The 21,096-nt window shown below is 65.7% G+C and carries 20 protein-coding genes; 4 read left to right on the forward strand and 16 right to left on the reverse strand.

Annotated features, from left to right (window positions below):
• Positions 1-411 precede the first annotated feature (411 nt).
• Positions 412-1,149: a TIGR03809 family protein gene (locus AC0WRY_RS11690; RefSeq protein ID WP_194407127.1), complete on the forward strand. Its 738-nt coding sequence runs from the start codon at positions 412-414 to the stop codon at positions 1,147-1,149.
• A gap of 135 nt (positions 1,150-1,284) precedes the next feature.
• On the opposite strand, the gene AC0WRY_RS11695 is transcribed toward AC0WRY_RS11690, so the two are convergent.
• From AC0WRY_RS11695 to AC0WRY_RS11720, 6 genes are all read right to left on the reverse strand, one after another.
• Positions 1,285-2,655, reverse strand: coding sequence for a TIGR03808 family TAT-translocated repetitive protein (locus AC0WRY_RS11695; RefSeq protein ID WP_491123125.1), 1,371 nt, complete (start codon positions 2,653-2,655; stop codon positions 1,285-1,287).
• A gap of 75 nt (positions 2,656-2,730) precedes the next feature.
• Positions 2,731-3,396, reverse strand: a complete 666-nt coding sequence (locus AC0WRY_RS11700) for a pyroglutamyl-peptidase I (RefSeq protein ID WP_491123126.1) — start codon at positions 3,394-3,396, stop codon at positions 2,731-2,733.
• Positions 3,393-4,382 (reverse strand): methylmalonyl Co-A mutase-associated GTPase MeaB, encoded by a 990-nt coding sequence (gene meaB / locus AC0WRY_RS11705; RefSeq protein ID WP_194407130.1) that lies wholly within the window; start codon positions 4,380-4,382, stop codon positions 3,393-3,395. Before meaB ends, AC0WRY_RS11700 begins: the two co-directional genes overlap by 4 nt.
• Positions 4,383-4,433: 51 nt before the next feature.
• The gene (locus AC0WRY_RS11710; RefSeq protein WP_194407131.1) at positions 4,434-5,945 is read right to left on the reverse strand and encodes a tripartite tricarboxylate transporter permease; all 1,512 of its coding nucleotides are present in this window, start codon (positions 5,943-5,945) and stop codon (positions 4,434-4,436) included.
• Positions 5,946-5,951: 6 nt separating this feature from the next.
• Positions 5,952-6,443, reverse strand: a complete 492-nt coding sequence (locus AC0WRY_RS11715) for a tripartite tricarboxylate transporter TctB family protein (protein ID WP_194407132.1) — start codon at positions 6,441-6,443, stop codon at positions 5,952-5,954.
• A gap of 173 nt (positions 6,444-6,616) precedes the next feature.
• Positions 6,617-7,609 carry a tripartite tricarboxylate transporter substrate binding protein gene (locus AC0WRY_RS11720; protein ID WP_194407133.1) on the reverse strand — a complete coding sequence of 331 codons (993 nt, stop codon included), beginning with the start codon at positions 7,607-7,609 and terminating at the stop codon, positions 6,617-6,619.
• Between the two features lie 220 nt (positions 7,610-7,829).
• On the opposite strand from AC0WRY_RS11720, the gene AC0WRY_RS11725 reads away from it, so the two are divergent.
• Positions 7,830-8,309, forward strand: a complete 480-nt coding sequence (locus tag AC0WRY_RS11725) for an SRPBCC family protein (protein WP_194407134.1) — start codon at positions 7,830-7,832, stop codon at positions 8,307-8,309.
• Positions 8,310-8,316: 7 nt separating this feature from the next.
• Here the strand turns inward: AC0WRY_RS11725 and AC0WRY_RS11730 are convergent, their stop codons facing one another.
• The 9 genes from AC0WRY_RS11730 to AC0WRY_RS11770 all read right to left on the reverse strand — a co-directional run bounded on the left by AC0WRY_RS11730 (position 8,317) and on the right by AC0WRY_RS11770 (position 16,509).
• Positions 8,317-9,084, reverse strand: coding sequence for an RsiV family protein (locus AC0WRY_RS11730; protein ID WP_371746358.1), 768 nt, complete (start codon positions 9,082-9,084; stop codon positions 8,317-8,319).
• A gap of 58 nt (positions 9,085-9,142) precedes the next feature.
• A complete protein-coding gene (scpA, locus tag AC0WRY_RS11735; protein ID WP_491123462.1) occupies positions 9,143-11,299 on the reverse strand; it encodes a methylmalonyl-CoA mutase in 2,157 nt (718 codons plus the stop codon).
• A 16-nt stretch (positions 11,300-11,315) separates the two neighbouring features.
• Positions 11,316-11,780, reverse strand: a complete 465-nt coding sequence (locus AC0WRY_RS11740) for a GFA family protein (RefSeq protein ID WP_491123127.1) — start codon at positions 11,778-11,780, stop codon at positions 11,316-11,318.
• Positions 11,777-13,648 (reverse strand): methylmalonyl-CoA mutase family protein, encoded by a 1,872-nt coding sequence (locus tag AC0WRY_RS11745; RefSeq protein ID WP_491123128.1) that lies wholly within the window; start codon positions 13,646-13,648, stop codon positions 11,777-11,779. Before AC0WRY_RS11745 ends, AC0WRY_RS11740 begins: the two co-directional genes overlap by 4 nt.
• Before the next feature lie 82 nt (positions 13,649-13,730).
• Positions 13,731-14,222 (reverse strand): 2-amino-4-hydroxy-6-hydroxymethyldihydropteridine diphosphokinase, encoded by a 492-nt coding sequence (gene folK / locus AC0WRY_RS11750; protein ID WP_491123129.1) that lies wholly within the window; start codon positions 14,220-14,222, stop codon positions 13,731-13,733.
• A gap of 1 nt (position 14,223) precedes the next feature.
• The gene (gene folB, locus AC0WRY_RS11755) at positions 14,224-14,592 is read right to left on the reverse strand and encodes a dihydroneopterin aldolase (protein ID WP_027533885.1); all 369 of its coding nucleotides are present in this window, start codon (positions 14,590-14,592) and stop codon (positions 14,224-14,226) included.
• On the reverse strand, positions 14,592-15,461 hold the full coding sequence (folP, locus tag AC0WRY_RS11760; protein WP_194407140.1) for a dihydropteroate synthase: 870 nt from the start codon (positions 15,459-15,461) through the stop codon (positions 14,592-14,594). Before folP ends, folB begins: the two co-directional genes overlap by 1 nt.
• Before the next feature lie 233 nt (positions 15,462-15,694).
• Positions 15,695-16,102, reverse strand: a complete 408-nt coding sequence (locus AC0WRY_RS11765) for a DUF4332 domain-containing protein (protein WP_194407141.1) — start codon at positions 16,100-16,102, stop codon at positions 15,695-15,697.
• 41 nt (positions 16,103-16,143) lie between these two features.
• Positions 16,144-16,509, reverse strand: a complete 366-nt coding sequence (locus tag AC0WRY_RS11770) for a DUF2267 domain-containing protein (protein WP_491123130.1) — start codon at positions 16,507-16,509, stop codon at positions 16,144-16,146.
• 349 nt (positions 16,510-16,858) lie between these two features.
• On the opposite strand from AC0WRY_RS11770, the gene AC0WRY_RS11775 reads away from it, so the two are divergent.
• Entirely contained in the window at positions 16,859-18,481 is a 1,623-nt protein-coding gene (locus tag AC0WRY_RS11775; protein WP_212067161.1) for a helicase HerA-like domain-containing protein, read from the forward strand.
• Between the two features lie 131 nt (positions 18,482-18,612).
• Positions 18,613-20,019: a M20/M25/M40 family metallo-hydrolase gene (locus AC0WRY_RS11780; RefSeq protein WP_194408231.1), complete on the forward strand. Its 1,407-nt coding sequence runs from the start codon at positions 18,613-18,615 to the stop codon at positions 20,017-20,019.
• Between the two features lie 189 nt (positions 20,020-20,208).
• Here the strand turns inward: AC0WRY_RS11780 and AC0WRY_RS11785 are convergent, their stop codons facing one another.
• On the reverse strand, positions 20,209-20,988 hold the full coding sequence (locus AC0WRY_RS11785) for a class II aldolase/adducin family protein (protein WP_145663372.1): 780 nt from the start codon (positions 20,986-20,988) through the stop codon (positions 20,209-20,211).
• Positions 20,989-21,096: the final 108 nt, after the last annotated feature.

A 21,096-nucleotide genomic window follows, 5' to 3' on the forward strand; every position in this document is an offset into this window, starting at 1 on the left:
TCATATCAGGCGCGAGCGCCCATCCACCCCAAGCGCCCATATGGCTCGACCCGTCCGGTTGTCCCCCCGGACGGGTCTTTTCTTTTTGGGCGTCCGATTTTTTGAAACTCTGCATGCGTTCAGCTTTCGGTTGAAAGGTCGCGTCGGCATTCCGGCCGCCGCTCGAGCGACACGCCGCAAGCCCGCTATGCTTGTGCGAAGCTTGACTCGAAAACGCAGTAAATCTCCGCACGACTACGGAGTTTGGCGACGCGCGGGGTGTCGTTGCTGGACAAGTCAAAACTTTTCCACAAAATATTCATGTCGCTTCTAAATTGATTCGTGTGCGTTGCGTCCCCGCGTCCGTGTTCTCTCCTGACGGGCTGGTCTATGACACTTCGCCAAGAATCTAACGGCGCGTCTATTCGCGCCGTGGCCGTTGGCCGCGACGTCGCGGCGCGCTGGTGCGCTCTCGCCGAGCAGCGGCTGCAGCATCTCTCCGAAATGTTCGAGACCGGCCGCTGGCGCCGTTATCATTCCGAGATCGCATTCCTCGAAAACATCCAGGAAGCCAAGCGCGCCGTCCAGACCTGGCGCGCGCTCGCAACCGGCGGGGACGTCGCGGAGGCGGCCGCAAGCGTGACGCCGGCATTCGGTTGGTCGCCGGCGACCATGCCTCGCGTATTTCCGCGTGAGCAGCAGGCGCAGGCCGTGCAGCCCAAGACCCTGCAGCCAAAGGCCGTCCATATCGCCTCCGAGACCGCCGTGCCGGTCAGGCTTGATCCCAAGCCGAACGTTCTTGCCGAAATCACCGAAGCCCCGCTCGCGCCGCTCGCCGCGCCCGTAGCGTTGGCGTCATTTACCGCGCCGGCCGAGGTGCCACCGCTCAGGGCTCCCGCTGCGAGGGCCCCGCTCACTGCACCCGCCGTGAGGTCACCGCTCGACACGCCCGCCGCAATGGCTCAGTTCACCGCGCCGGACGTGAAGCCGCCGCTGGCGGTGCCTGCCGCGAAGCCGCCCAAGGCCGCGCCTGCCGCGATGGCGGCGCTCTTGCCGCAATTCACCCCGCCGGCCGAGGAAATCGTCGCAGCCCCCGAGCGCGTCGTCGAATTCACCTTCAGCCTCGACGGCCTGGAAGCCAAGTACCCGCTGCTGCGGAACGCGTTCTAAGAGACGCTCAGCAAGGGATTGCATCCGTCATCCCCGCGCAACCGCGAAGCGGTTGTCGCTGGAGGTGCGAGGCATGGGACGCAATGCGTCCCATGGGGAGCCTCGAAGGATGAACGGCCTGGCTGCCAGCCGCGCCTACCTTCGGACCGCATTTCCACCGAGCACCACCTGCGCAAATCGCTGCGCGCCCTCTGCCGACAGATCCGAGGTCACGGCACGCGCGTGATCGAGGCCGACGACGGCGCCGCGCGGGGTCTCCGAGATCATGTTGTTGTTGACGAGCGCAATGCCGGCGCCCGGCACGATGGAGACGCCGATTCCGGCCAGGGCCTTGCGGATCACGTTGCCCGTGATCGCGACGTCGCGGAGATATTTGCCCCAGCCGGCGACGATGCCGTAGGACGGCGCGTTCTCGATCACGTTCCCGGTCACGGACGAATCCGCCTCGATGTAGATGCCGACGCCGGCATCGTCATCAGGCGCGGTGCCGATCGGCCGCTTCGGAATCAGATTGCGGATGATGTTGCCCTGGACCACCGCGATGCGGCCGCCCTCGTTGAAATTGCAGACGGAGACGCCGACGGCCGCGCCGTCCACAATGTTGTTGGCGATCACCGCGGCTTCGAACGCGAACTCGGAATAAAGCGCGACCTCGCGCACGTCGCTGACGCTGTTGCCTGATATTTGGATGTTCGAGGCGGAGTTGCCGCGCACGGCCGAGTAATCACAGTTCTTGATGCGATTGCCGCGCACGATCACGTTGCCGGCGCGGAAAGCATTGATGGCGTTGCCGTACTGGCCGGAGCCGCCGGGGCCCGCCTTGATGTTCTCGATGCGGTTATCAGTGACCAGCGTGCCGTCATCGCCGATCGCCGTGCGCAGGATCTCGATGCCGTTGTCATTGGTGCCGAGAATCGTGTTGCGGGAGACGTTGAGGCCCTTGGCATCGAACGACACCACCGCCGTCACCGCGATGTCGGTGAAGATATTCCCGGCGATCTCGCCGGAGACCTGCTCGAGCCAGATGCCGCTGCCGCCCGATCGCGTGACCTCGCAATCGGTGATGCGGACGTCGCGGCCGCCGAGAACATGGATCAGTCCGCGCCGCGTCGGCAGCGGGATGCCGGCGCCGTCGAAGGTGAGGCCGGTGAGGCCGATCGCATCGGAGCCGTCGCTCTGGATCGCCGAAGCTCCACTGGTGAAGATGAGTTTCGTTGCGCCGCGCACGCCGATCAATTGTGCGCCGTTCGGCAACCGCAGCAGCCCGCTGCGATAAACGCCGGGCGGCAGCGCCAGCGGCATCTGCGCTCGCGCCGCCTCGTCGATCGCACGCTGCAGCGCGCGTGTCTGATCTTCGCTGCTGCCGGGTCGCACGCCGTATTGCGTGGCATCTCGGCCGAGCAGGGACGCCAGCGGCGCCGCGCGCGCGGCGTCGGCCGGCATGGCCAGCGCACCGGCGATGCCGGCAGTGGAAGCTCCGATGAGGTGGCGGCGATTGAGGTCCATGACGCGTCCTCCGCGCGGATTAGGTAGCGCAGGGCCGACGCGGGCGCGGGGATTGTTCGCGGTAGGGTTAAACGTTTACCGCGGCGGAGGTGCCAGCGTGTTCCGTCGCTTCCTTGCCAACCCCACCATTTCCATCAGCATGGCCTCGCCGGCATCAACGAGTTCCTCCAGCGTGATCCGGGCTGCGCCCTTCCGTCGCACCGCGCCGCTGCGCCCAAGCAGAGGGATGTGGAAGAACGCCGCAAGCTGCGGACCACCGGCCTTGACGTTCTCGATCGCGCGCCAGCTCAAATAGTTGCAGAGATAGGCGCCGGCATCGCGCGAGGACCGTGCGTCGATGCCGGTGAGGCGCGCGGCGCGCAGCAGCCTTGCCGTGTGCGGGCCGAACGCCATGGCGTCCGCGGTGCCTGTGATGCCGCGCTTGCTCGAACGGGTGTTGGCGGCATCGGGCCAGAGCATGGTGACGGCGTTGCGCGCGCGGGTCTCGATGCGCAGGTAAGGCGTGCGCGCGGCGAGGCCGAACATCAACAGCGCATCCGGCCTCACTTTCGCGAGCGCGTCAGGCAATTGCCGATCGACCGCGGCGTAGGTGACCGGGAAGATGTGGCTGAACAGCTCGACATCGTCGAGCGCTGGCCGGCGCAATTGCGCGAGCCGCGCCACCAGCGGCTGGGTTGGGTTGTAGGGCGCGCCGGGAAACGGCCCGAAGCCGGTGAGGAGAACGCGGAGCCTGTCGCTCATTGCAGCAACTCCAAAATCTGCTCGGCGGCGAGGGCCGGGGTGAGGTGGCCTTCGGCGACTTCAGTCTCGATCTTCTTCACCTTGGTGCGAACCGATGCCTCGCTGCGCAGCCGCGCCAGCATGCGTTGCTCCAGCATCGACCACATCCATTTCACCTGCTGCTCGCGACGCCGCGCGGCGAACTCGCCGGAGGCATTCATCGCCTTGCGGTGGTCGAGGACTTTCTGCCAGAGCTTTGCGATGCCGTCGCCGGTCAGCGCCGAATAGGTCTCGACCGGCGGGTGCCAATGTTCGGACCGGGGACTGAGAATGTGCAGCGCGCCGCGATAGTCGGCGGCCGTGACCTTGGCGCGCTTGAGATTGTCGCCGTCGGCCTTGTTGATCGCGATCATGTCGGCGAGCTCGACCAGGCCCTTTTTGATGCCCTGCAATTCGTCGCCGCCGCCCGGCAGCATCAGCGCAAGGAAGAAGTCCGTCATGTCACAGACCGCGGTCTCGGACTGGCCGATGCCGACGGTCTCGACCAGCACGACGCCGAAGCCCGCCGCCTCGCACAGCAGCATCGCCTCGCGCGTCTTGGCCGCGACGCCGCCGAGCGTGCCCGAGGACGGCGAGGGCCGGATGAACGCGTCGCTGGAGGCGGACAGCCGCGCCATCCGCGTCTTGTCACCGAGGATCGAGCCGCCGCTGCGCGCCGAGGAGGGATCGACCGCGAGCACTGCGACCTTGTGGCCCTGTTCGATGAGATACGTGCCGAGCGCATCGATGGTGGTGGATTTTCCGACGCCGGGCGATCCCGTGATGCCGACGCGGAATGCCTTGCCGGTGTCCGGGAGCAGCATCTGCACCAGCTCGCGCGCCAGCGCCTGATGGTCGCCGCGCCGGCTCTCCACCAGCGTGATGGCGCGGGCGAGGGCCGCGCGGCTGCCGGCGCGGAGCTCCTTGGCGAGGGATTTGATGTCGAGCGAGGCCTTCTTCTCAGTCATGCCCTGCTTTACAACGCCGATGCGGGGCAGGCGAGGGCCGCTCGCCTCAAATCACCTGCTTGTTGCTGCCGCGGCTTGCGCCGGTTTCACCTTGCGCCAGGCCCAGACCATCACCGGCCAGAGCAGGGCGCCGATCGCCATCGACGCGAGGATGGCCGCGACGGGCCGCTCGAAGAACGGCAGGATACTGCCGTCGGATTTGATCAGCGACGTGACAAAGGCCTGCTCGACCATGGTGCCCATGACGATGCCGAGCACCATCGCAGCGACGGGATAGCCGTTCGCTTCCATGACATAGCCGATCACGCCGAAGGCGGCGACGGTGACGACGCCGAACATGTTGTTGCCGATCGCGAACGAGCCGACCGCGCAGCACAGCATGATGATCGGCATGATGGCCGCGCGCGGCGCCAGCAGGATGTAGGCGGCGACCCGGATCATGGCGATGCCGAGCGGGATCATCAGGATGTTCGCGATGATGAACATCAGATAGATCGCGTACATGCTCGACGCTTTCTCGGTGAAGAGCGTCGGGCCGGGATTGAGCCCCTTCATGTAGAGCACGCCGATCGCGATCGCGGCGATGGTGTCGCCGGGGATGCCGAACAGCAGCGAGGGCACCCAGCCGGAGGCAATGCTGGCATTGTTGCTGGCGCCGGCCTCGACCAGGCCTTCGACATGGCCGGTGCCGAACTTTTCCGGCTCCTTGGAGAAGCGCTTCGACATCGCGTAGGACACCCAGGCGGCCATGTCGGCGCCGGCGCCCGGCAGCACGCCGATGATGATGCCGACGATGTTCCCGCGCGTCATCTGCCAGTGATACTGCTTGGTCAGCTTCCACTGTCCCGCCATGATGCTTCCGAATTTTCGGCGCGGCAGGGGCGGCGGTTCCGGCGTGAGCATCGCGCGCATCACCTGCGCCACCGCGAACACGCCGACCAGCGCCGGGATCGGCTCGATGCCGCCGAACAGATCGGTGAGGCCGAAAGTGAAGCGTGGGACGCCGCCGGGATTCTCGATGCCGACGCAGGAGACGAGCAGGCCGATGAACATGCCGGCGATCGCCTTCACCGGCGAGGAGCGCGCCACCAGCGTGGCGCACATCAGGCCGAGCAGCGCCAGCCAGAAATATTCGAAGGTCGAGAACGACAGCGCGATCTCGGCGAGCGGTGGCGCCAGGATCATCAGCGACAGCACGCCGGCGATGCCGCCGACGGCGGAGAACCACACGCCGGCGCCGAGCGCGAGCTCGGCCTGGCCCTTGCGCGTCATGGCGTAGGCTTCATCGGCATAGGCGGCTGAGGCGGGCGTGCCGGGAATACGCAAGAGCGCGCCGGGAATGTCGCCCGAGAAGATCGCCATCGAGGAGGCCGCGACGATGGTCGCGATCGCCGCGATCGGCGACAGGTAGAAGGTGACGGGAACGAGCAGGGCGGTCGCCATCGTCGCCGACAGGCCGGGCAGCGAGCCGATCACGAGGCCGTACACGGAGGCTGCGACCATCGCGATGATGACCTCCCAGGTGGAGATCAAGGCGAACGCTTCAATCAAGGTCTTGAGCATGGGGAATTACCAGGGCGTCGGCAGCAGGCCGGCAGGAAGCGGCACACGCAGCAACTTGCCGAAGATGAGGTGGATGGCGAAGGGCGAGAGCGCCGCGAGCGGCAGCGCCAGCTTCCACTTGGCCCCGAGCGCGGTCGAGGTGACATAGACCATGATCGCCGCGGTGATGATGAAGCCGAACCGGTCGGCTGCAAACACGTAGAACAGCAGCAGCGCCGGCGGCAGCAACGCGCGCAGGCCGTAGAGCTTGCTCTGCGGCGGCGGAGCTGCGGCCTGGCCGTCCTCCAGCGGGATCAGCTCTTCCTCTTCCTCGAAGGAGTGGCCGATCCCGAACACGATCGCGAGCCCGCACAGCGCGAGCCCGCTGCCGATCACCAGCGGAAACACGTTGGGGCCGACCGGCTGGCCCGGCACCGGCGGCAGGATATAGCCGCCATAGGCGGCCGCAGCGCCGAGTGCGACGAGAAACGATCCCGTGATGGAGTCGGGAAGACGCATGGAGAGAAGTCCTGTGAGAGAAGTTCTCTCTCTCCCCGTATGCGGGGAGAGAGTGGGGTGAGGGGAGTCTCCGCGACAACGGTGAGAGTTGGACTCGTGGAAGCTCCCCCTCACCCGAATTCGAGCGAAGCTCGAGTTCGACCTCTCCCCGCAAGCGGGGCGAGGTGAAAAAATCAAGCCTTGCTGAGGCCCGCCGCCTTCATCGCCTCGCCCATCTGGGCGTCGCCCTTGTCCATGAAACCGGCGAACTGGGTTGCATCGCCCCATACGGTGCCGAAGCCGCGGTTGCTCATGAAGTCCTTGAACTCGGCGGACTCGTAGACCTTCTTCAGCGCCGCGGTGAGCTTGGTTGCGATCTCCGGCGGCAGGCCCTTCGGTGCGCCGATGCCGCGCCAGGCGCCGGTCGCGTAGTCGATGCCCATCGCCTCCTTCAGCGTCGGCACGTCCTTGAAGACCGGATTGCGCGCAGGCGCCATGATGGCGAGGCTCCTGGCCTTGCCGGCCTCGATGATGGCGCGCGCCTCCGGAACCGAGCACGTGGTGAGATCGAGGCCGCCGGCGGCGAGATCCTGCATCGCGGGCGCGGCGCCGTTCGACGGCACCCAGGCGACCTGATTGGCGGGCAGGCCCATCGCCTGCATCCAGCCGACCAGCGCCAGATGCCAGATGCCGCCCTGGCCGGTGCCCGAAGCCTTGAACTTGCCGGGAGGGGCGGCCTTGATCGCCTCGGCGAGCTCCTTGACCGTCTTGTAGGGCGAGGAGGACGAGACCTGGATGCCCGGGGGATCCTCGTTCATGAGGGCCAGCGGTGTGTAGCTCTTCGGCGTCAGCTCGGTGAGGCCCTGCCAGTGCATCATCGAGATTTCGACGGTGAGCATGCCGATGGTGTAGCCGTCGGGCTGCGCGGTCGCGATCGCGCTATGGCCCACCACGCCGGAGCCGCCGGTGCGGTTGACCACGTTGAAGGGCTGGCCGAGGTCCTTTTCCAGCAGCGCAGCGACGATGCGCGCGGTCGCATCGGTGCCACCGCCGGCGCCCCAGGGCACGATCACGGTGACCGGACGGGCCGGATAGGCTTGTGCGAGTGCCGGCTTGAACCCGAAAGCGGCGGATGCCGCGACGGCGGCGGTCGAAGCCGCAAAGGTGCGGCGCGAAATCTTGGACATTGAATGCCTCCCAGCGGCGCCCGTGACGTCGGGCGCTCTTGTCAATGACGACATTCTAGTCGGCTTTGCAGCGCCGCCGCAAGGTAGCGCTACCAACGAGATCGACATGTTGTGTGAAAACCGCATGCCCATCGGATGTGCAATCGGAAATCGGGTGGGTTTTGTCTGCGCGCCCCACCAACCTGAGCGCGCAATGGATGACAAGAGGCAAGCCACACACATGACCCAAGCCTATTACAGCGCCGTGCTGGACCGCCCGCTGGACCAAGTCTGGTCGCTGATCCGGGATTTCAACAATTATCCCGCCTATATCGACGGCGTCAGCGAGAGCGTGATCGAAGACGACAAGCCCGGCGATGAAGTCGGCGCCGTCAGGCGCTTCTGCTATCTCGGAAACTGGATCCGCCAGCGCCTGGTCGATCATTCGGACCGCAAGCACACCCTGACCTATGCCGGCCTCGAAGCGCTGCCCTATCCGCAAGATGACGGACGTCAAGCGCCGGCACCGACACGCTATCAAGGCACCATGCATCTGCGCCCGATCACCGAGGGCGATCGCACCCTCATCGAATGGTCGGTCGCCCTCGAGACCGAGCCCGCGGACGCTGATCGCTGGCAGGCCCTGTTTACGTCCTGGATTCCGGATTGGACGGATTCACTTGCGCGGACGTTGGCGCGGACCCAACCGCGATCCGGCTAGTGATCGCTCACGGCTCGTCCGCATCGCCCTTCGGCCGCGCGCCGCCGAAGATGCGGGTGCCTTCCGCCGCCAGGTAAGGCTTCAGCGTCTCCCACGGCACGAAGGCGACATACTCGCCTTCGGCATAGGGGCCGACGGCGTAGGGCGGATAGTGGAAGGTGAGGCCGGAGCTCTTGCCGGCTTCGGTTGACGGCGCGAGCGTCACCGCACCGACCTTGAGCAGGCTCGGTTTCAGCTCCTTGAACCATTCGTCGGTTGCGGTCTCGCCGGCGTCGCGCTTCTTCTTCTCGGCTTTCAGCCAGGTGACGATGGCTTTCACCATCGCCTTCATGGTCGCGCCGTTGTCGGCGGTCTCGGTGAAGAACGGGCGGATCGAGATGCGCTTGTTGTCCACCTTGTCCCACAGGATCGTGTTCACGTCCGAATTGGGATGCGCGCCGCGAGTATTCATGTAGTCGTCGCGCAGGATGCTGACATAGCGATCGGCGACGACCGAGCGGATTGAGTATTTGCGCTCAAAATCCCAGCCGCCGTCTTTAAAGAACTGCGGATCGGTTTTGCGCGCGGCGGCAGCTTCGGCCGCATTCTTGTCGAGCCACTTTTTGCCTTCGGCGAGGCAGTCCGCCGCCAGTGCCGCATCCGCCTTGATCTTGTCGTCGAGGAAGAGGCGCGCCTCGATGCTCTTGGTCTTGATGACGGTGTCGGGCTTGGGGTCGGCGGCGTGGGTGGGACCGAACAGCGCGCTGCAAATCGCGGCAACAGCGAGCGCGCGCATGAAACCTGGCGCGAGAAACATCACGCAAACCTTTCTTGCCGGAAAATAGACGGCGAAGCTACTCCGCCGCCTCGCTATGCCCGAGCCGGGTGTTCAGCTTGCGGATCAACTCCTCGGCGGCCTCCGCGATCACCGTGCCCGGCGGGAAGATGGCTTCCGCGCCTGCGGCATAGAGCGCATCGTAATCCTGCGGCGGCACCACGCCGCCGACGATGATCATGATGTCGTCGCGGCCCTGCTTCTTCAGCGCTGCCTTCAGCTCCGGTACTGCGGTCAGATGGGCGGCGGCGAGCGAGGAGACGCCGAGGATGTGCACGTCGTTCTCGACCGCCTGCCGGGCGGCTTCATCCGCGGTGGCAAACAGCGGCCCGATATCGACATCGAAGCCGATATCGGCAAACGCGGACGCAATCACCTTCTGGCCGCGGTCGTGGCCGTCCTGGCCGATCTTGGCGACCAGGATGCGCGGGCGGCGGCCTTCCGCTTCCTCGAAGGCGTCGATCAGCGCCTGAACCTTCTCGACCTGGTTGCCCATGCTGGACGCCTCCCGCTTGTAGACGCCGGTGATGGATTTGATCTCGGCGCAGTGCCGGCCGAACACCTTCTCCATCGCGTCGGAAATTTCGCCGACGGTCGCCTTGGCGCGCGCAGCATCAATCGCGAGCGCCAGCAGATTGCCGTTGCCCTCGCCGGCCGAACGCGTGATCGCGGCGAGCGCGGCATCGACGTCCTTCTGATTGCGCTCGCTCTTCAGCCGCGTCAGCTTGTCGATCTGCAGGCGCCGGACGTTGGAATTGTCGACCTTCAGGATCTCGATCTTGTCCTCGTCGGTCGGCTTGTACTTGTTGACGCCGATCACCGCCTGCTTGCCGGCGTCGATCCGCGCCTGGGTCTTGGCTGAGGCTTCCTCGATGCGCAACTTCGGCAGGCCGGCCTCGATCGCCTTGGCCATGCCGCCGAGCTCCTCGACCTCCTGGATGTGGCCCCACGCCTTGGCCGCGAGGTCGCGCGTCAGCCGCTCGACATAATATGAGCCGCCCCAGGGGTCGATGATGCGGGTGGTGCCGCTCTCCTGCTGCAGGAACAGCTGGGTGTTGCGGGCGATGCGCGCCGAGAAATCGGTCGGCAGCGCCAAGGCCTCGTCGAGCGCGTTGGTGTGCAGCGACTGGGTGTGGCCTTGCGTTGCCGCCATCGCCTCGACAGTGGTGCGCATCACGTTGTTGAAGACATCCTGCGCGGTCAGCGACCAGCCCGAGGTTTGGCTATGCGTGCGCAGCGACAGCGAGCGCGGATCCTTCGGGTTGAAGGGTTTCAGGAGCTTCGCCCAGAGCAGCCGCGCGGCGCGCAGTTTTGCCACTTCCATGAAGAAGTTCATGCCGATCGCCCAGAAGAACGACAGGCGCGGCGCGAAGCGGTCGACATCCAAGCCTGCGGCAAGTCCGGCGCGCAGATATTCGACGCCGTCGGCGAGCGTATAGGCGAGCTCGAGGTCCTGCGTCGCGCCGGCCTCCTGCATGTGATAGCCGGAGATCGAGATCGAATTGTACTTCGGCATCTTCTGCGAGGTGTACGCAAAGATGTCCGAGATGATCCGCATCGAGGGCGCGGGCGGATAGATGTAGGTGTTGCGCACCATGAACTCTTTCAGAATGTCGTTCTGAATGGTGCCCGACAGCTTCTCCGGCGGCACGCCCTGTTCCTCCGCGGCCGCGACGTAGAGCGCGAGGATCGGCAGCACCGCGCCGTTCATGGTCATGGACACGCTCATCTGGTCGAGCGGAATGCCCGCAAACAGCGTGCGCATGTCGTAGATGGAATCGATGGCGACACCGGCCATGCCGACGTCGCCGCCGACGCGCGGATGATCGGAGTCATAGCCGCGATGGGTCGCGAGGTCGAAGGCGACCGAGAGGCCCTTCTGTCCGGCAGCGAGGTTGCGGCGGTAGAACGCGTTGGAATCTTCCGCCGTGGAGAAGCCGGCATATTGCCTGACCGTCCAGGGCTGGTTGACATACATGGTCGGATAGGGACCGCGCAGATAGGGCGCGATGCCCGGATAGGTCTCGAGGAAATCGAGGCCCGCAAGATCGGCTTCGCCATAGGCGGGCTTCACCAGGATTCCCTCGGGCGTCAGCCACGGCTCGGCGCTGCCCGCAGGCGCGGCGGTGGTAGCCCTTGCGAAGGCGATGTCGGCAAAATTCGGAATGCGGCTCATGGCTTCAACCATATCATCAATCATGATCCGGATGCTGATGGCTCACGATGGTGGCCATCTTCTCCGGTCCGTAATTCTGTTGCGTGGTTTGGCTCGGCAGATTGGCGATGCCGACCACCCAGCCGAGGCGGGATTCAGTGCCGAACTGTCGAGTCGGGATCACGCGGTCGGGGCGGTCGAAGGCGCCGGTCATGATCTCGATCCGGTCGCCGTCGATCCGGCCGAAGCTCAGCGGCGTGCCGCAGGCGGCGCAGAAGCCGCGTTCGGCAATGGTGGAGGAGCGGAAGAAGGACGGCTGCCCCTTGGTCCAGGTGAAATCGGTCTTGTTGATGTCGGCAAAGGAGGCGAACGGCGCGCCGGCCGCCTTCTGGCACATCCGGCAGTGGCAGATCGAGACCCGGTTCGGCGCCGTCGCGACGCCGAAGCGCACCGCCCCGCATTGGCAGCCGCCGGTGAGAACGGGTTTAGAGGTGTCGGTCATGGCTGCTCCATCCGTCGATAGGCGTCTTGCAGCGTGGCAAGCGCATCGCCTCCGGCGAAGACGAAGCCCGTGACGCCGGCGGCCCGCAGCGTCGCCTCGGCATCAGCAGGGCGACCCGCCAGATAGATATGTCGCGCGCCCGTGGTTTGCAGGGCCTTGGCCGCGGCTTCGGCGTGTTCCGCATAGACCTTGTCGCTGGAACACAGGCAGGCCAGCTCGGCGCCGGAAGCCTTGAAGGCGGCGGTAAGCTTCGCTGGATCGGCAAAGCCCTCGCTGCCCGTGGCCTCGATGCCGCCGGCCTCGAAGAAGCTCTTGGCAAAGGTCGCGCGCGCCGTGAAATCGGCGGGCGTACCAAGATTGGCCAAGAACACTTTTGGCCGCACGCCACGCGCTTTCAGCGTCGCATCGGATTTGTCGCGGAGCGCCTCGAACGGTTCCGCCAGCCGGATCGGCGGCAGCGGATCGAATTTATATTTCTGCTCGCCATAGGGGGCGAGCGCGACCGGCGTCGCCGTCAGGACGGTAGCTTCGCTTTCATGCAGGTTCGGAAACTCGCTGGCGCCGGTCAGCACGTCGCGGCGTTTTGCGATGTTGGCGTCACGCGCTTTTCGCGCGGCCGCGACCTTGCCCTGGAACAGGCCTCGCTGAAGCGCGGCAAAGGCGCCGCCGGCCTTCTCGCTCTCCTGGAACAGGGCCCAGGCGGCTTCGCAAAGCTGCGCGGTCAGCGTCTCGATGCCGCCGGCGCCCGCTGCGGGATCGCTGACCTTGGCGAGGTTGCTTTCTTCCAGCAGCAAAAGCTGCGTGTTGCGCGCCACGCGGCGCGCGAACGGATCGGGCAGCCCGAGCGCCAGCGTATGCGGCAGCACGGTGATCGCGTTGGCGCCGGCGAGGCCGGCAGCAAACGTCGCGATGGTCGCGCGCAGCATGTTCACATAGGGATCGCGCTGCGTCAGCATGCGCCAGGCCGTATCGGCAGCGATGAACAGCGGCTTCGGCGTCAGCCTGCACGCTGTTTCGATACGCGCCCAGAGCAGCCGCAGCGCGCGGAATTTGGCCATCGTCAGGAACTGGTCCGCGTCGGCGGACAGCCGCGCGTAGACCATGCCTTGCGCCTGCTCGAGCGGAATACCGGCGCCTTCGATCGCGCGCAGATAAGCGATGCCGCAAGCGAGCACGAAGGCGAGCTCCTGCACCTCGGAGCCGCCGGCATCGTGGATCACGCGTCCGTCGGCGGAGGCGAACGGTCCCTTGAAGCCGAGCCCGGCGAGGCCCTTGATGGCGCCGGTGATCGCGGGAGCGATCTCTTCCCACGTGTAAGGGCTGTGGCCCCACACCGCGCCGGCCGCGAGCGGGTCGAGCCCGAAGCGAATGTTGCAGGCCGCGGGATCGAGGCCCTGGATCTTCACGTATTCCGCGACATGGATCGCCGCCATCCGTGACTGCGGACCGATCTGAAGCTCTAGGCCGATGCCGGCATCGAGATGAATGTCCTTCAGGACCTTTGCGACCGCGTCGGCCGAAGGTTCCAGCCCGAAACCGTAAGCGCCGTTGGCGCCGGCGAACACCAGCGCGAGCCCGGTCGCGCCGTTCTCCAGATCCTGCAAGGCCTGCGCATTGGCGAGCGCCGCATCGGGATGGTCAATCCGCTGGATGATTTGCCAGGGCGCGGCCGCAGCCCGTCCCGCCACGGGCGCGACACCCTTGGCGCGCGGATAGAGCGGATCGATCTTGAGTCCGTCATAGGTCTTGCCGACCAGTTTCTCGAACGGCGCGCCCTTCAGCACGCCATCGACCAGCTTGCGCCAGTCCTCGACGGTCGCCTTGGGAAAATCCGCCGCCAGCGGCAGGTCGTCAGTCACGGAGGTCATGCGGCGAGGGGCTCCCAAACGTCTTGCTATTCGCGGGGCGAATTTGCCACGGCGGACCGTCCCTGCAAACGGTCGTTTTTGGTTAACCGGTATCCGGAAGCCGCTCAATGCCTTGCGTCGAGACGCTGGCGAGCCCGTCGCGCACACGAATGCCCGAGATCACGCGGTCCGGCGCGATCTCGGCCAGCGGCACCAGCACGAAGGCGCGCTCGAACAGGCGCGGATGCGGCAAGGTCAGGTCGGGCTTCTGCAAGGACACATCGTCATAGGCGATCATGTCGAGATCGAGCGTGCGCGGGCCCCAGCGCCGATCCTTGCCGCGCGTGCGGCCGAACTTCTGCTCGACCTTCTGCAGCACGAACAGCAGCGCGTGCGGATCGAGGCCGGTCTCGATCTCGACGCAGGCATTGATGAAGGGGGCCTGATCCTCGTCGCCCCAGGGCGGCGTCGCGTAGTCCGAGGAGCGCGCGATCAGCGCACCCTGCGCCATGCCGCAGATATGGGCGATCGCCTTGGTGAATGTCCCGCGGACATCGCCGACATTGCCGCCGAGCGCGATCAGCACGCTTGCCATCTTATGGATGCCGCGAGCGCGTCAGCATGATGCCGACATCGTCGAAGATCGCGGCGATCGGCGCATGCGGCTTGTGCACTGTGATCTTCACGGCGCGGATCCGCGGGAAATGCGACAGGATGGCGTCGGCCACCGCGCCGGCGGCGCGCTCCAGAAGCTTGTAATTGGTGTTCTTGAACGCCGCCGTCGTCGTCGCCACCACGTCGGCATAGGACACGGTGTCGGCGAGCCGGTCGCTGCGCGAGGGCTCCGAGAGATCGGTATAGAGCTCGAGGTCGATGACGAAGCGCTGGCCGACTTCGGTCTCGTGATCCATCACGCCGTGGCGGGCATGGATCGACAGGCCGGTGACGAAGATCGTGTCGGTCATTACTTGCCCTCTGGCTTGCCCTCGATCGCGTGCGCGACCCGCAGGGCCTGCAGGGTCTCGGCGACGTCATGGGTCCGGATGATCTTGGCGCCGCGCTGCGCGGCGATCAGATGCGCGGCGATCGAGCCGGCGAGACGCTCCGATGGCTCGGACGGCGACACCGAGGCGATGAAGCGTTTTCGCGAGGCGCCGACCAGGATCGGCAGGCCGAACATCTCGAATTCGCGCAAGCGCGCCAGCGCGGTCATGCTCTGCTCGGCGGTCTTGCCGAAGCCGATGCCGGGATCGAGCACGATCTTGTCGCGGGCGATGCCGGCCTTGGCGGCGATATCCAGCGAGCGCAGGAAGAACGTCTTCATGTCCGTGACGATGTCGATGGCGGGATCGGCGTCGTCGCGGTTGTGCATGACGATGATGGGGACGCCTCTTGCGGCCACCAGCGGCGCCATGGCGGGGTCGCGTTGCAGGCCCCAGACGTCGTTGGCGATCGACGCGCCCTGGTCGAGCGCGAAGGCCACAACCTCCGCCTTCATGCTGTCGATCGAGACCGGCACGCCAAGGGCCGCGACGCCAGCCAGCACCGGCTTCAGCCGGGCGAGCTCGTCGCCCGCCGTGACCGGCTTCGCGCCCTTGTACGGCCGGGTGGACTCGGCCCCAATATCGATGATGTCGACGCCGTCCGCGATCATCGCCCGCGCGCGCGCGAGCGCCTTGTCGGGCGTGATGAACTCGCCGCCGTCGGAGAAGGAGTCCGGGGTGACGTTGAGCACGCCCATCACCGCCGGGACAGGCCGTTCCAGCAGCGTCCGCAGCGCATCTGGCCCGGCCGAGCCGGCCGGGGAGACGGTTGGGGAGGGCGAGGCATTCATGCGGGTGGCTTTAGCGGTCGGGGAGGGGGAGTCAAGCGGGGTCGGGATGCCGAGGGCTACGAGCCTCGCTTTCCCGTCACCCTGAGGTGGCCGCTCCTTCAGCGGCCCTCGAAGGGCGACGGCCCGGCTGTCGAGGTGTCGCCGCTCATCCTTCGGGGCTCTCCACGGGACGCGCTGCGTCCCGTGCTTCGCACCTCAGCATGACGGGGAGAGGGCGGACCGATACGCCACAGCTAATACGTGATCTTCGGCTGCAGCTTCTTCGCCTTGGCGATGATGTCGCCGACAGACTTTTCGGAGGGCAGGATACGGAGCAGCTTCTTCTTCTCGTTGGCGTCGCGCATGCTCTGGGCCAGCCTTGCCGGATTCCGATAGGCGAGCTCGCGCACGGTGGTGACGCCGGCGGCGCGGACGAGGCCGACCTTGGCCCGGCCCATGCCGGGGATACGCATGTAGTCGGAGACGTTGGCCCATTCCAGCAGCAATTGCTCGCTGATGCCGGTCTTGGCGGACAGCGCCTTGCGGCCCTTCACCGTGCCGGCCGCCTCCAGCAGCGCGTCGGTGGTGCGGATACCTTCCGCCTTCAACTTGTTGGCGGCAAAGACCGACAGGCCCTCAATCTCGGAGATCGGATATGTCATGATACTCGATATGAAATGCCAAGGCTCAGGCGAAATAAGGCTCAGGCGAATTGGCTGAGGCCCGGCGTCCCCGCAACGATCTTGCCCATCTGATCCGCTCCGATTTTGTCTCGGCCGAAGCGGAAAAGTTCACGGGCGACGTTTTGAATCTCCGACATGCCGAGCCCCAGGCCCATCAGGCGCGTGCCGACCGCCATCAGGCCGCCGCCCATCAGCCGCGACAGTCCGCCGCCGCTCCTGGATGCCTCGATCGCGGCTTCCGCTCCGGGGATATGATCGATCAGGGCCTGCACGCTATCGGGAGGACCCTCGCTGCGGAGGAAGCCCAGGATGATGCCGACGGTTTTTTCAGCGACAGCACCATCTATGCTGGCGTTTGTCGCCAGCCGCCCGATCAGCTCGTCCATAAGGCCCGCCCCTCAGCCGGTTGTATGCCGGAGTATTGCTTTCGAAAATGATCTTGAGCCGGTGTGATGTGAAATACAAGCGATGAACGCGGGCCTCGCCGCGATTCACCTTCGAACGCGCAAGAGGTGTTGCAGCGTTGCAAGAGCGGAGATGGAATCGGCGAAAAATTGCCGCGTTGCGAACGGCTCGTCCCTACTTTTGGCTGATAGCATTCGTCGGTTTCCGACAATGTCGCATGGGCGGAGCGCGTTGAATGGTTTTAATCGGCGCGCGACATGCGTTAAACTACGGAACTGGTGCATTCGAGTTTCAATACGCGAAACCCGACAGAAGAGATCAGAGAGAAGTATGACCGCACAGGACAGCAAGCTCGGCGATACCGACGACAAGATCTTCGTCGGCAAGGGAGACGAGCAGGCATGGCTGGCGCTGGCGCTCGCCAATCGCCACGGCCTCGTCACCGGTGCAACCGGAACCGGCAAGACCGTGACGCTGCAGGTCATGGCCGAAGGATTTGCGCGCGCCGGCGTTCCGGTCTTCGCCGCCGACATCAAGGGCGACCTCTCCGGCATCTCCGAGGTCGGCGAAGCCAAGGACTTCATCCTCAAGCGCGCCTCCGAGATGGGGCTGACATTCCAGCCCGACCAGTTCTCGACGGTGTTCTGGGATGTGTTCGGCGAGCAGGGCCACCCGGTGCGCGCGACCGTCACGGAAATGGGGCCGCTTCTGCTCGCGCGCATGCTCGATCTGAACGACGTGCAGGAAGGCGTGCTCAACGTCGCCTTCCGCGTCGCCGACGACGCCGGGCTGACCCTGATCGACATGAAGGATCTCCGCGCGCTGCTCGACGCAATCGTGCCCGATAGCGGGAAGAAGGGGGCGGACGCCGAAGAGAGCCCGCTGGCCGACGTCAAAAAGGCGGCGCAGGGGTTCGGCAACGTCACCAAGGCCACCGTCGGCACCATCCAGCGCCAGCTGCTGGTGCTGGAGAACCAGGGCGGCACCAAATTTTTCGGCGAGCCGGCGCTGACGCTGAAGGACTTCATGAAGACCGACCGCGACGGCCGAGGCATGGTCAACATCCTGGTCGCCGACAAGCTGCTGCAGAACCCCAGGCTTTACGCAACATTTTTGCTCTGGATGCTGTCGGAGCTGTTCGAGGAGTTGCCCGAGGCAGGCGATCTGCCCAAGCCGAAGCTGGTGTTCTTCTTCGACGAGGCGCATCTGCTGTTCAACGACGCGCCCAAGGCGCTGATGGACAAGATCGAGCAGGTGGTCCGCCTGATCCGCTCCAAGGGTGTCGGCATCTACTTCGTGACGCAGAACCCGATCGACGTGCCCGACCGTGTGCTCGGACAGTTGGGTAACCGGGTGCAGCACGCGCTGCGCGCCTTCACCCCGCGCGACCAGAAGGCGGTCGCGGCCGCGGCCCAGACCTTCCGGCCCAACCCCAAGCTCGATACCGCCAAGGTGATCATGGAGCTCGGCAAGGGCGAGGCGCTGGTGTCCTTCCTCGAAGGTAACGGCACGCCGACCATGGTCGAGCGGGTGATGATCCGTCCGCCGTCGGCCCGCATCGGACCGATCACGCCGGACGAGCGCAAGGCGATCATGGCTGCAAGCCCGGTGAAGGGTAAATACGACACCGCGGTCGATGAGGAGTCCGCCTACGAGATGATCCAGAAGCGCATCGCCGGCACGGCGGCGACGGCCGACGGATCGGCTGGCGGAAGCGGCGGCGGGATTCTTGGCCAGATCGGCTCGATCGTCGGCACGGTGTTCGGCACCAACGTCAAGCGTGGCCGCATGTCGACCGGCCAGGTCATCGCGCGGGATGTGACGCGATCGGTCACCAACCAGGTGATCGGCGGGATGGCGGCCAATATCGGCAAATCGCTTGGCGGCCAGCTCGGCGGCTCGATCGGCCGCACGCTGGTTCGCGGCGCGCTCGGCGGATTGCTGCGAAGGTAGGCAGCTCTCGCGTCGCCACCTTCGAGACGCCCGCCGTGCGCAGGCTTGCTACGTCGTGTCGTGGCTGGCACCGGCGCGGCGGCGGCGCTAAAAGCGCAGATATCTCGACACCGGAAATCAGGAACATGACCATGGCCCATGCGCAGCTTCAATCCGTGCTCGATCACATCGACAAGGACTTCGACAACAGCCTGGAGCGTCTGTTCGCACTGCTCCGGATCAAGTCGATTTCCGCGGATCCGGCCTTTGCCGGGGATTGCAAGGCGGCGGCGGACCACCTCGCCAAGGACATCGCGAGCCTCGGCGTCGCCACCGAGGTGAGGTCGACCGCGGGCCATCCCGCCATCGTCGGCAAGACCCAGGGAGACGGCAAGTCCGGCGGGCGGCCGCATGTGATCTTCTACGGCCATTACGATGTGCAGCCGGTCGATCCGCTCGATCTCTGGCACCGTCCGCCGTTCGAGCCCGTCGTGACCGACCACGCCGACGGCCGCAAGATCATCGTCGCGCGCGGCGCCGAGGACGACAAGGGCCAGGTGATGACCTTCGTCGAAGCCTGCCGTGCCTGGAAGAAAGTGACCGGCTCGCTGCCGATCGACGTCACCTTCCTGATCGAAGGCGAGGAGGAGGTCGGCTCGAAGAATTTCGTGCCCTTCATCGAGGCCAACAAGGACGAGTTCAAGGCCGACTACGTGCTGGTCTGCGACACCGGCATGTGGGATCGCAACACGCCGGCGATCACGACCTCGCTGCGCGGCCTGCTCTATGAAGAGCTGAAGATCACCGCCGCCAATCGCGACCTGCATTCCGGCGTGTTCGGCGGCAGCGCGATGAACCCGATCCGGGTGCTCACGAAAATTCTCGGCGGCCTGTTCGACGATGACAACCGCATCACCATTCCCGGCTTCTATGACGGGGTGAAGGATCTGCCGCCGGACATCCTCGCGCAATGGAAGAAGCTCAACCTGACGCCGGAGATGTTCCTCAAGCCGATCGGCCTGTCGATCCCGGCGGGCGAAAAGGGCCGCCTGCTGATCGAGCAGGCATCGTCGCGCCCGACCTGCGACGTCAACGGCATCTGGGGCGGCTATATCGGCGAGGGCTCCAAGACGGTGATCCCCTCGCATGCCTCGGCCAAGGTCTCGTTCCGCCTGGTCGAAGGGCAGGACCCGCAAAAGATCCGCAAAGCCTTCCGCGACTACGTCACGGCGCGGCTGCCGGGCGACTGCAAGGTCGAGTTCGGCGACCATTCCGCCGCGCCCGCCGTCGCGCTCGACTGGAACATGAAGCCGCTTGCGGCGGCCAGCAAGGCGCTCACGGAGGAATGGGGCAAGGAGACCGTGCTGATGGGCTCGGGCGCCTCGATCCCGATCGTCGCCGACTTCAAACGCACGCTCGGCCTCGACTCGCTGCTGGTCGGCTTCGGCCTCGATGACGACAACATCCACTCGCCGAACGAGAAATACGACCTGCGCAGCTTCCAGAAGGGCATCCGGTCGTGGGCAAGGATCCTCGCCGCGCTGGCGGAGGTGAAATAAGGGCACTCTGTCCGCGTCATCGCGAGCGCAGCGAAGCAATCCAGAAATCCCGCCGCGGATTGCTTCGTCGCTTCGCTTCTCGCAATGACGAGTGGGCCAAATAAAAACGCCGCCCGGAATTGGGCGGCGTTTCATTCCAAAAGGCGTAGAGGTTCGTTGAGAGCTACTCTACACCAAATCCCGAAAATCTCAAGACCGGTAGCCCGGCAGTTCGCGATCGAGCTTGCGCAGCAAGGGCGGCCAGACGAGGTTCGTCGCGCGCAGCTCGGCGCGATCGCGGTTGGCGAGCAGCTCGGTGTTCTTCTCGATCGCGATCTCCTCGACCGGATAGACCGGCGTGCCGAGCGCGCGCGTGCGCACCTGCATCGAGCAGGCGCGCTCGAGGTGGTACATGCGCTCGAAGGCGGAGGCGACCGAGCGGCCGACCGTCAGCGTGCCGTGATTGCGCAGCAGCATGTGATTGTGGTCGCCGAGATCCTTCTGCAGCCGCGGCCGCTCGTCGTGGTCGAGCGCGATGCCCTCGTAGTCGTGATAGGCGAGGTCGTGGGTGACGAGCTGGGCGGTCTGGTTCAGGGGCAGCAGACCTTCCGCGCTGCTCGACACCGCGGTGCCGTCGAGGGTGTGGAGATGCAGCACGCAGATCGCGTCCTCGCGCACCTCGTGGATCGCAGAATGAATGGTGAAGCCGGCCGGGTTGATGCTGTATTCGCTCTCGGAGAGCTGGTTGCCGTGCAGGTCGACCTTGACGAGGCTCGATGCCGTGATCTCGTCGAACATCAGCCCATAGGGGTTGATGAGGAAGTGATGGTCGGGACCGGGCACGCGGGCGGAGATGTGGGTGTCGACCAGATCGTCCCAGCCGTACAGCGCGACCAAGCGATAGCAGGCGGCGAGATTGACCCGTTGCTGCCACTCGGCCTCCGTCATGTTGGACGGCACTTCCTTCAGGCGCGCTTCCGCTGGCGACATGGCTGGTCTCTCCGAACATCGTTGTTGCGGGGAGGAGCGTAGTACCGCTCCAGGTTGGCAGCAAGGCACACAGAGCGCGGCAGTCCAGCGTAGCCCGCATGGAGCGGG

The sequence above is a fragment of the Bradyrhizobium sp. T-12 genome (assembly GCF_058314695.1).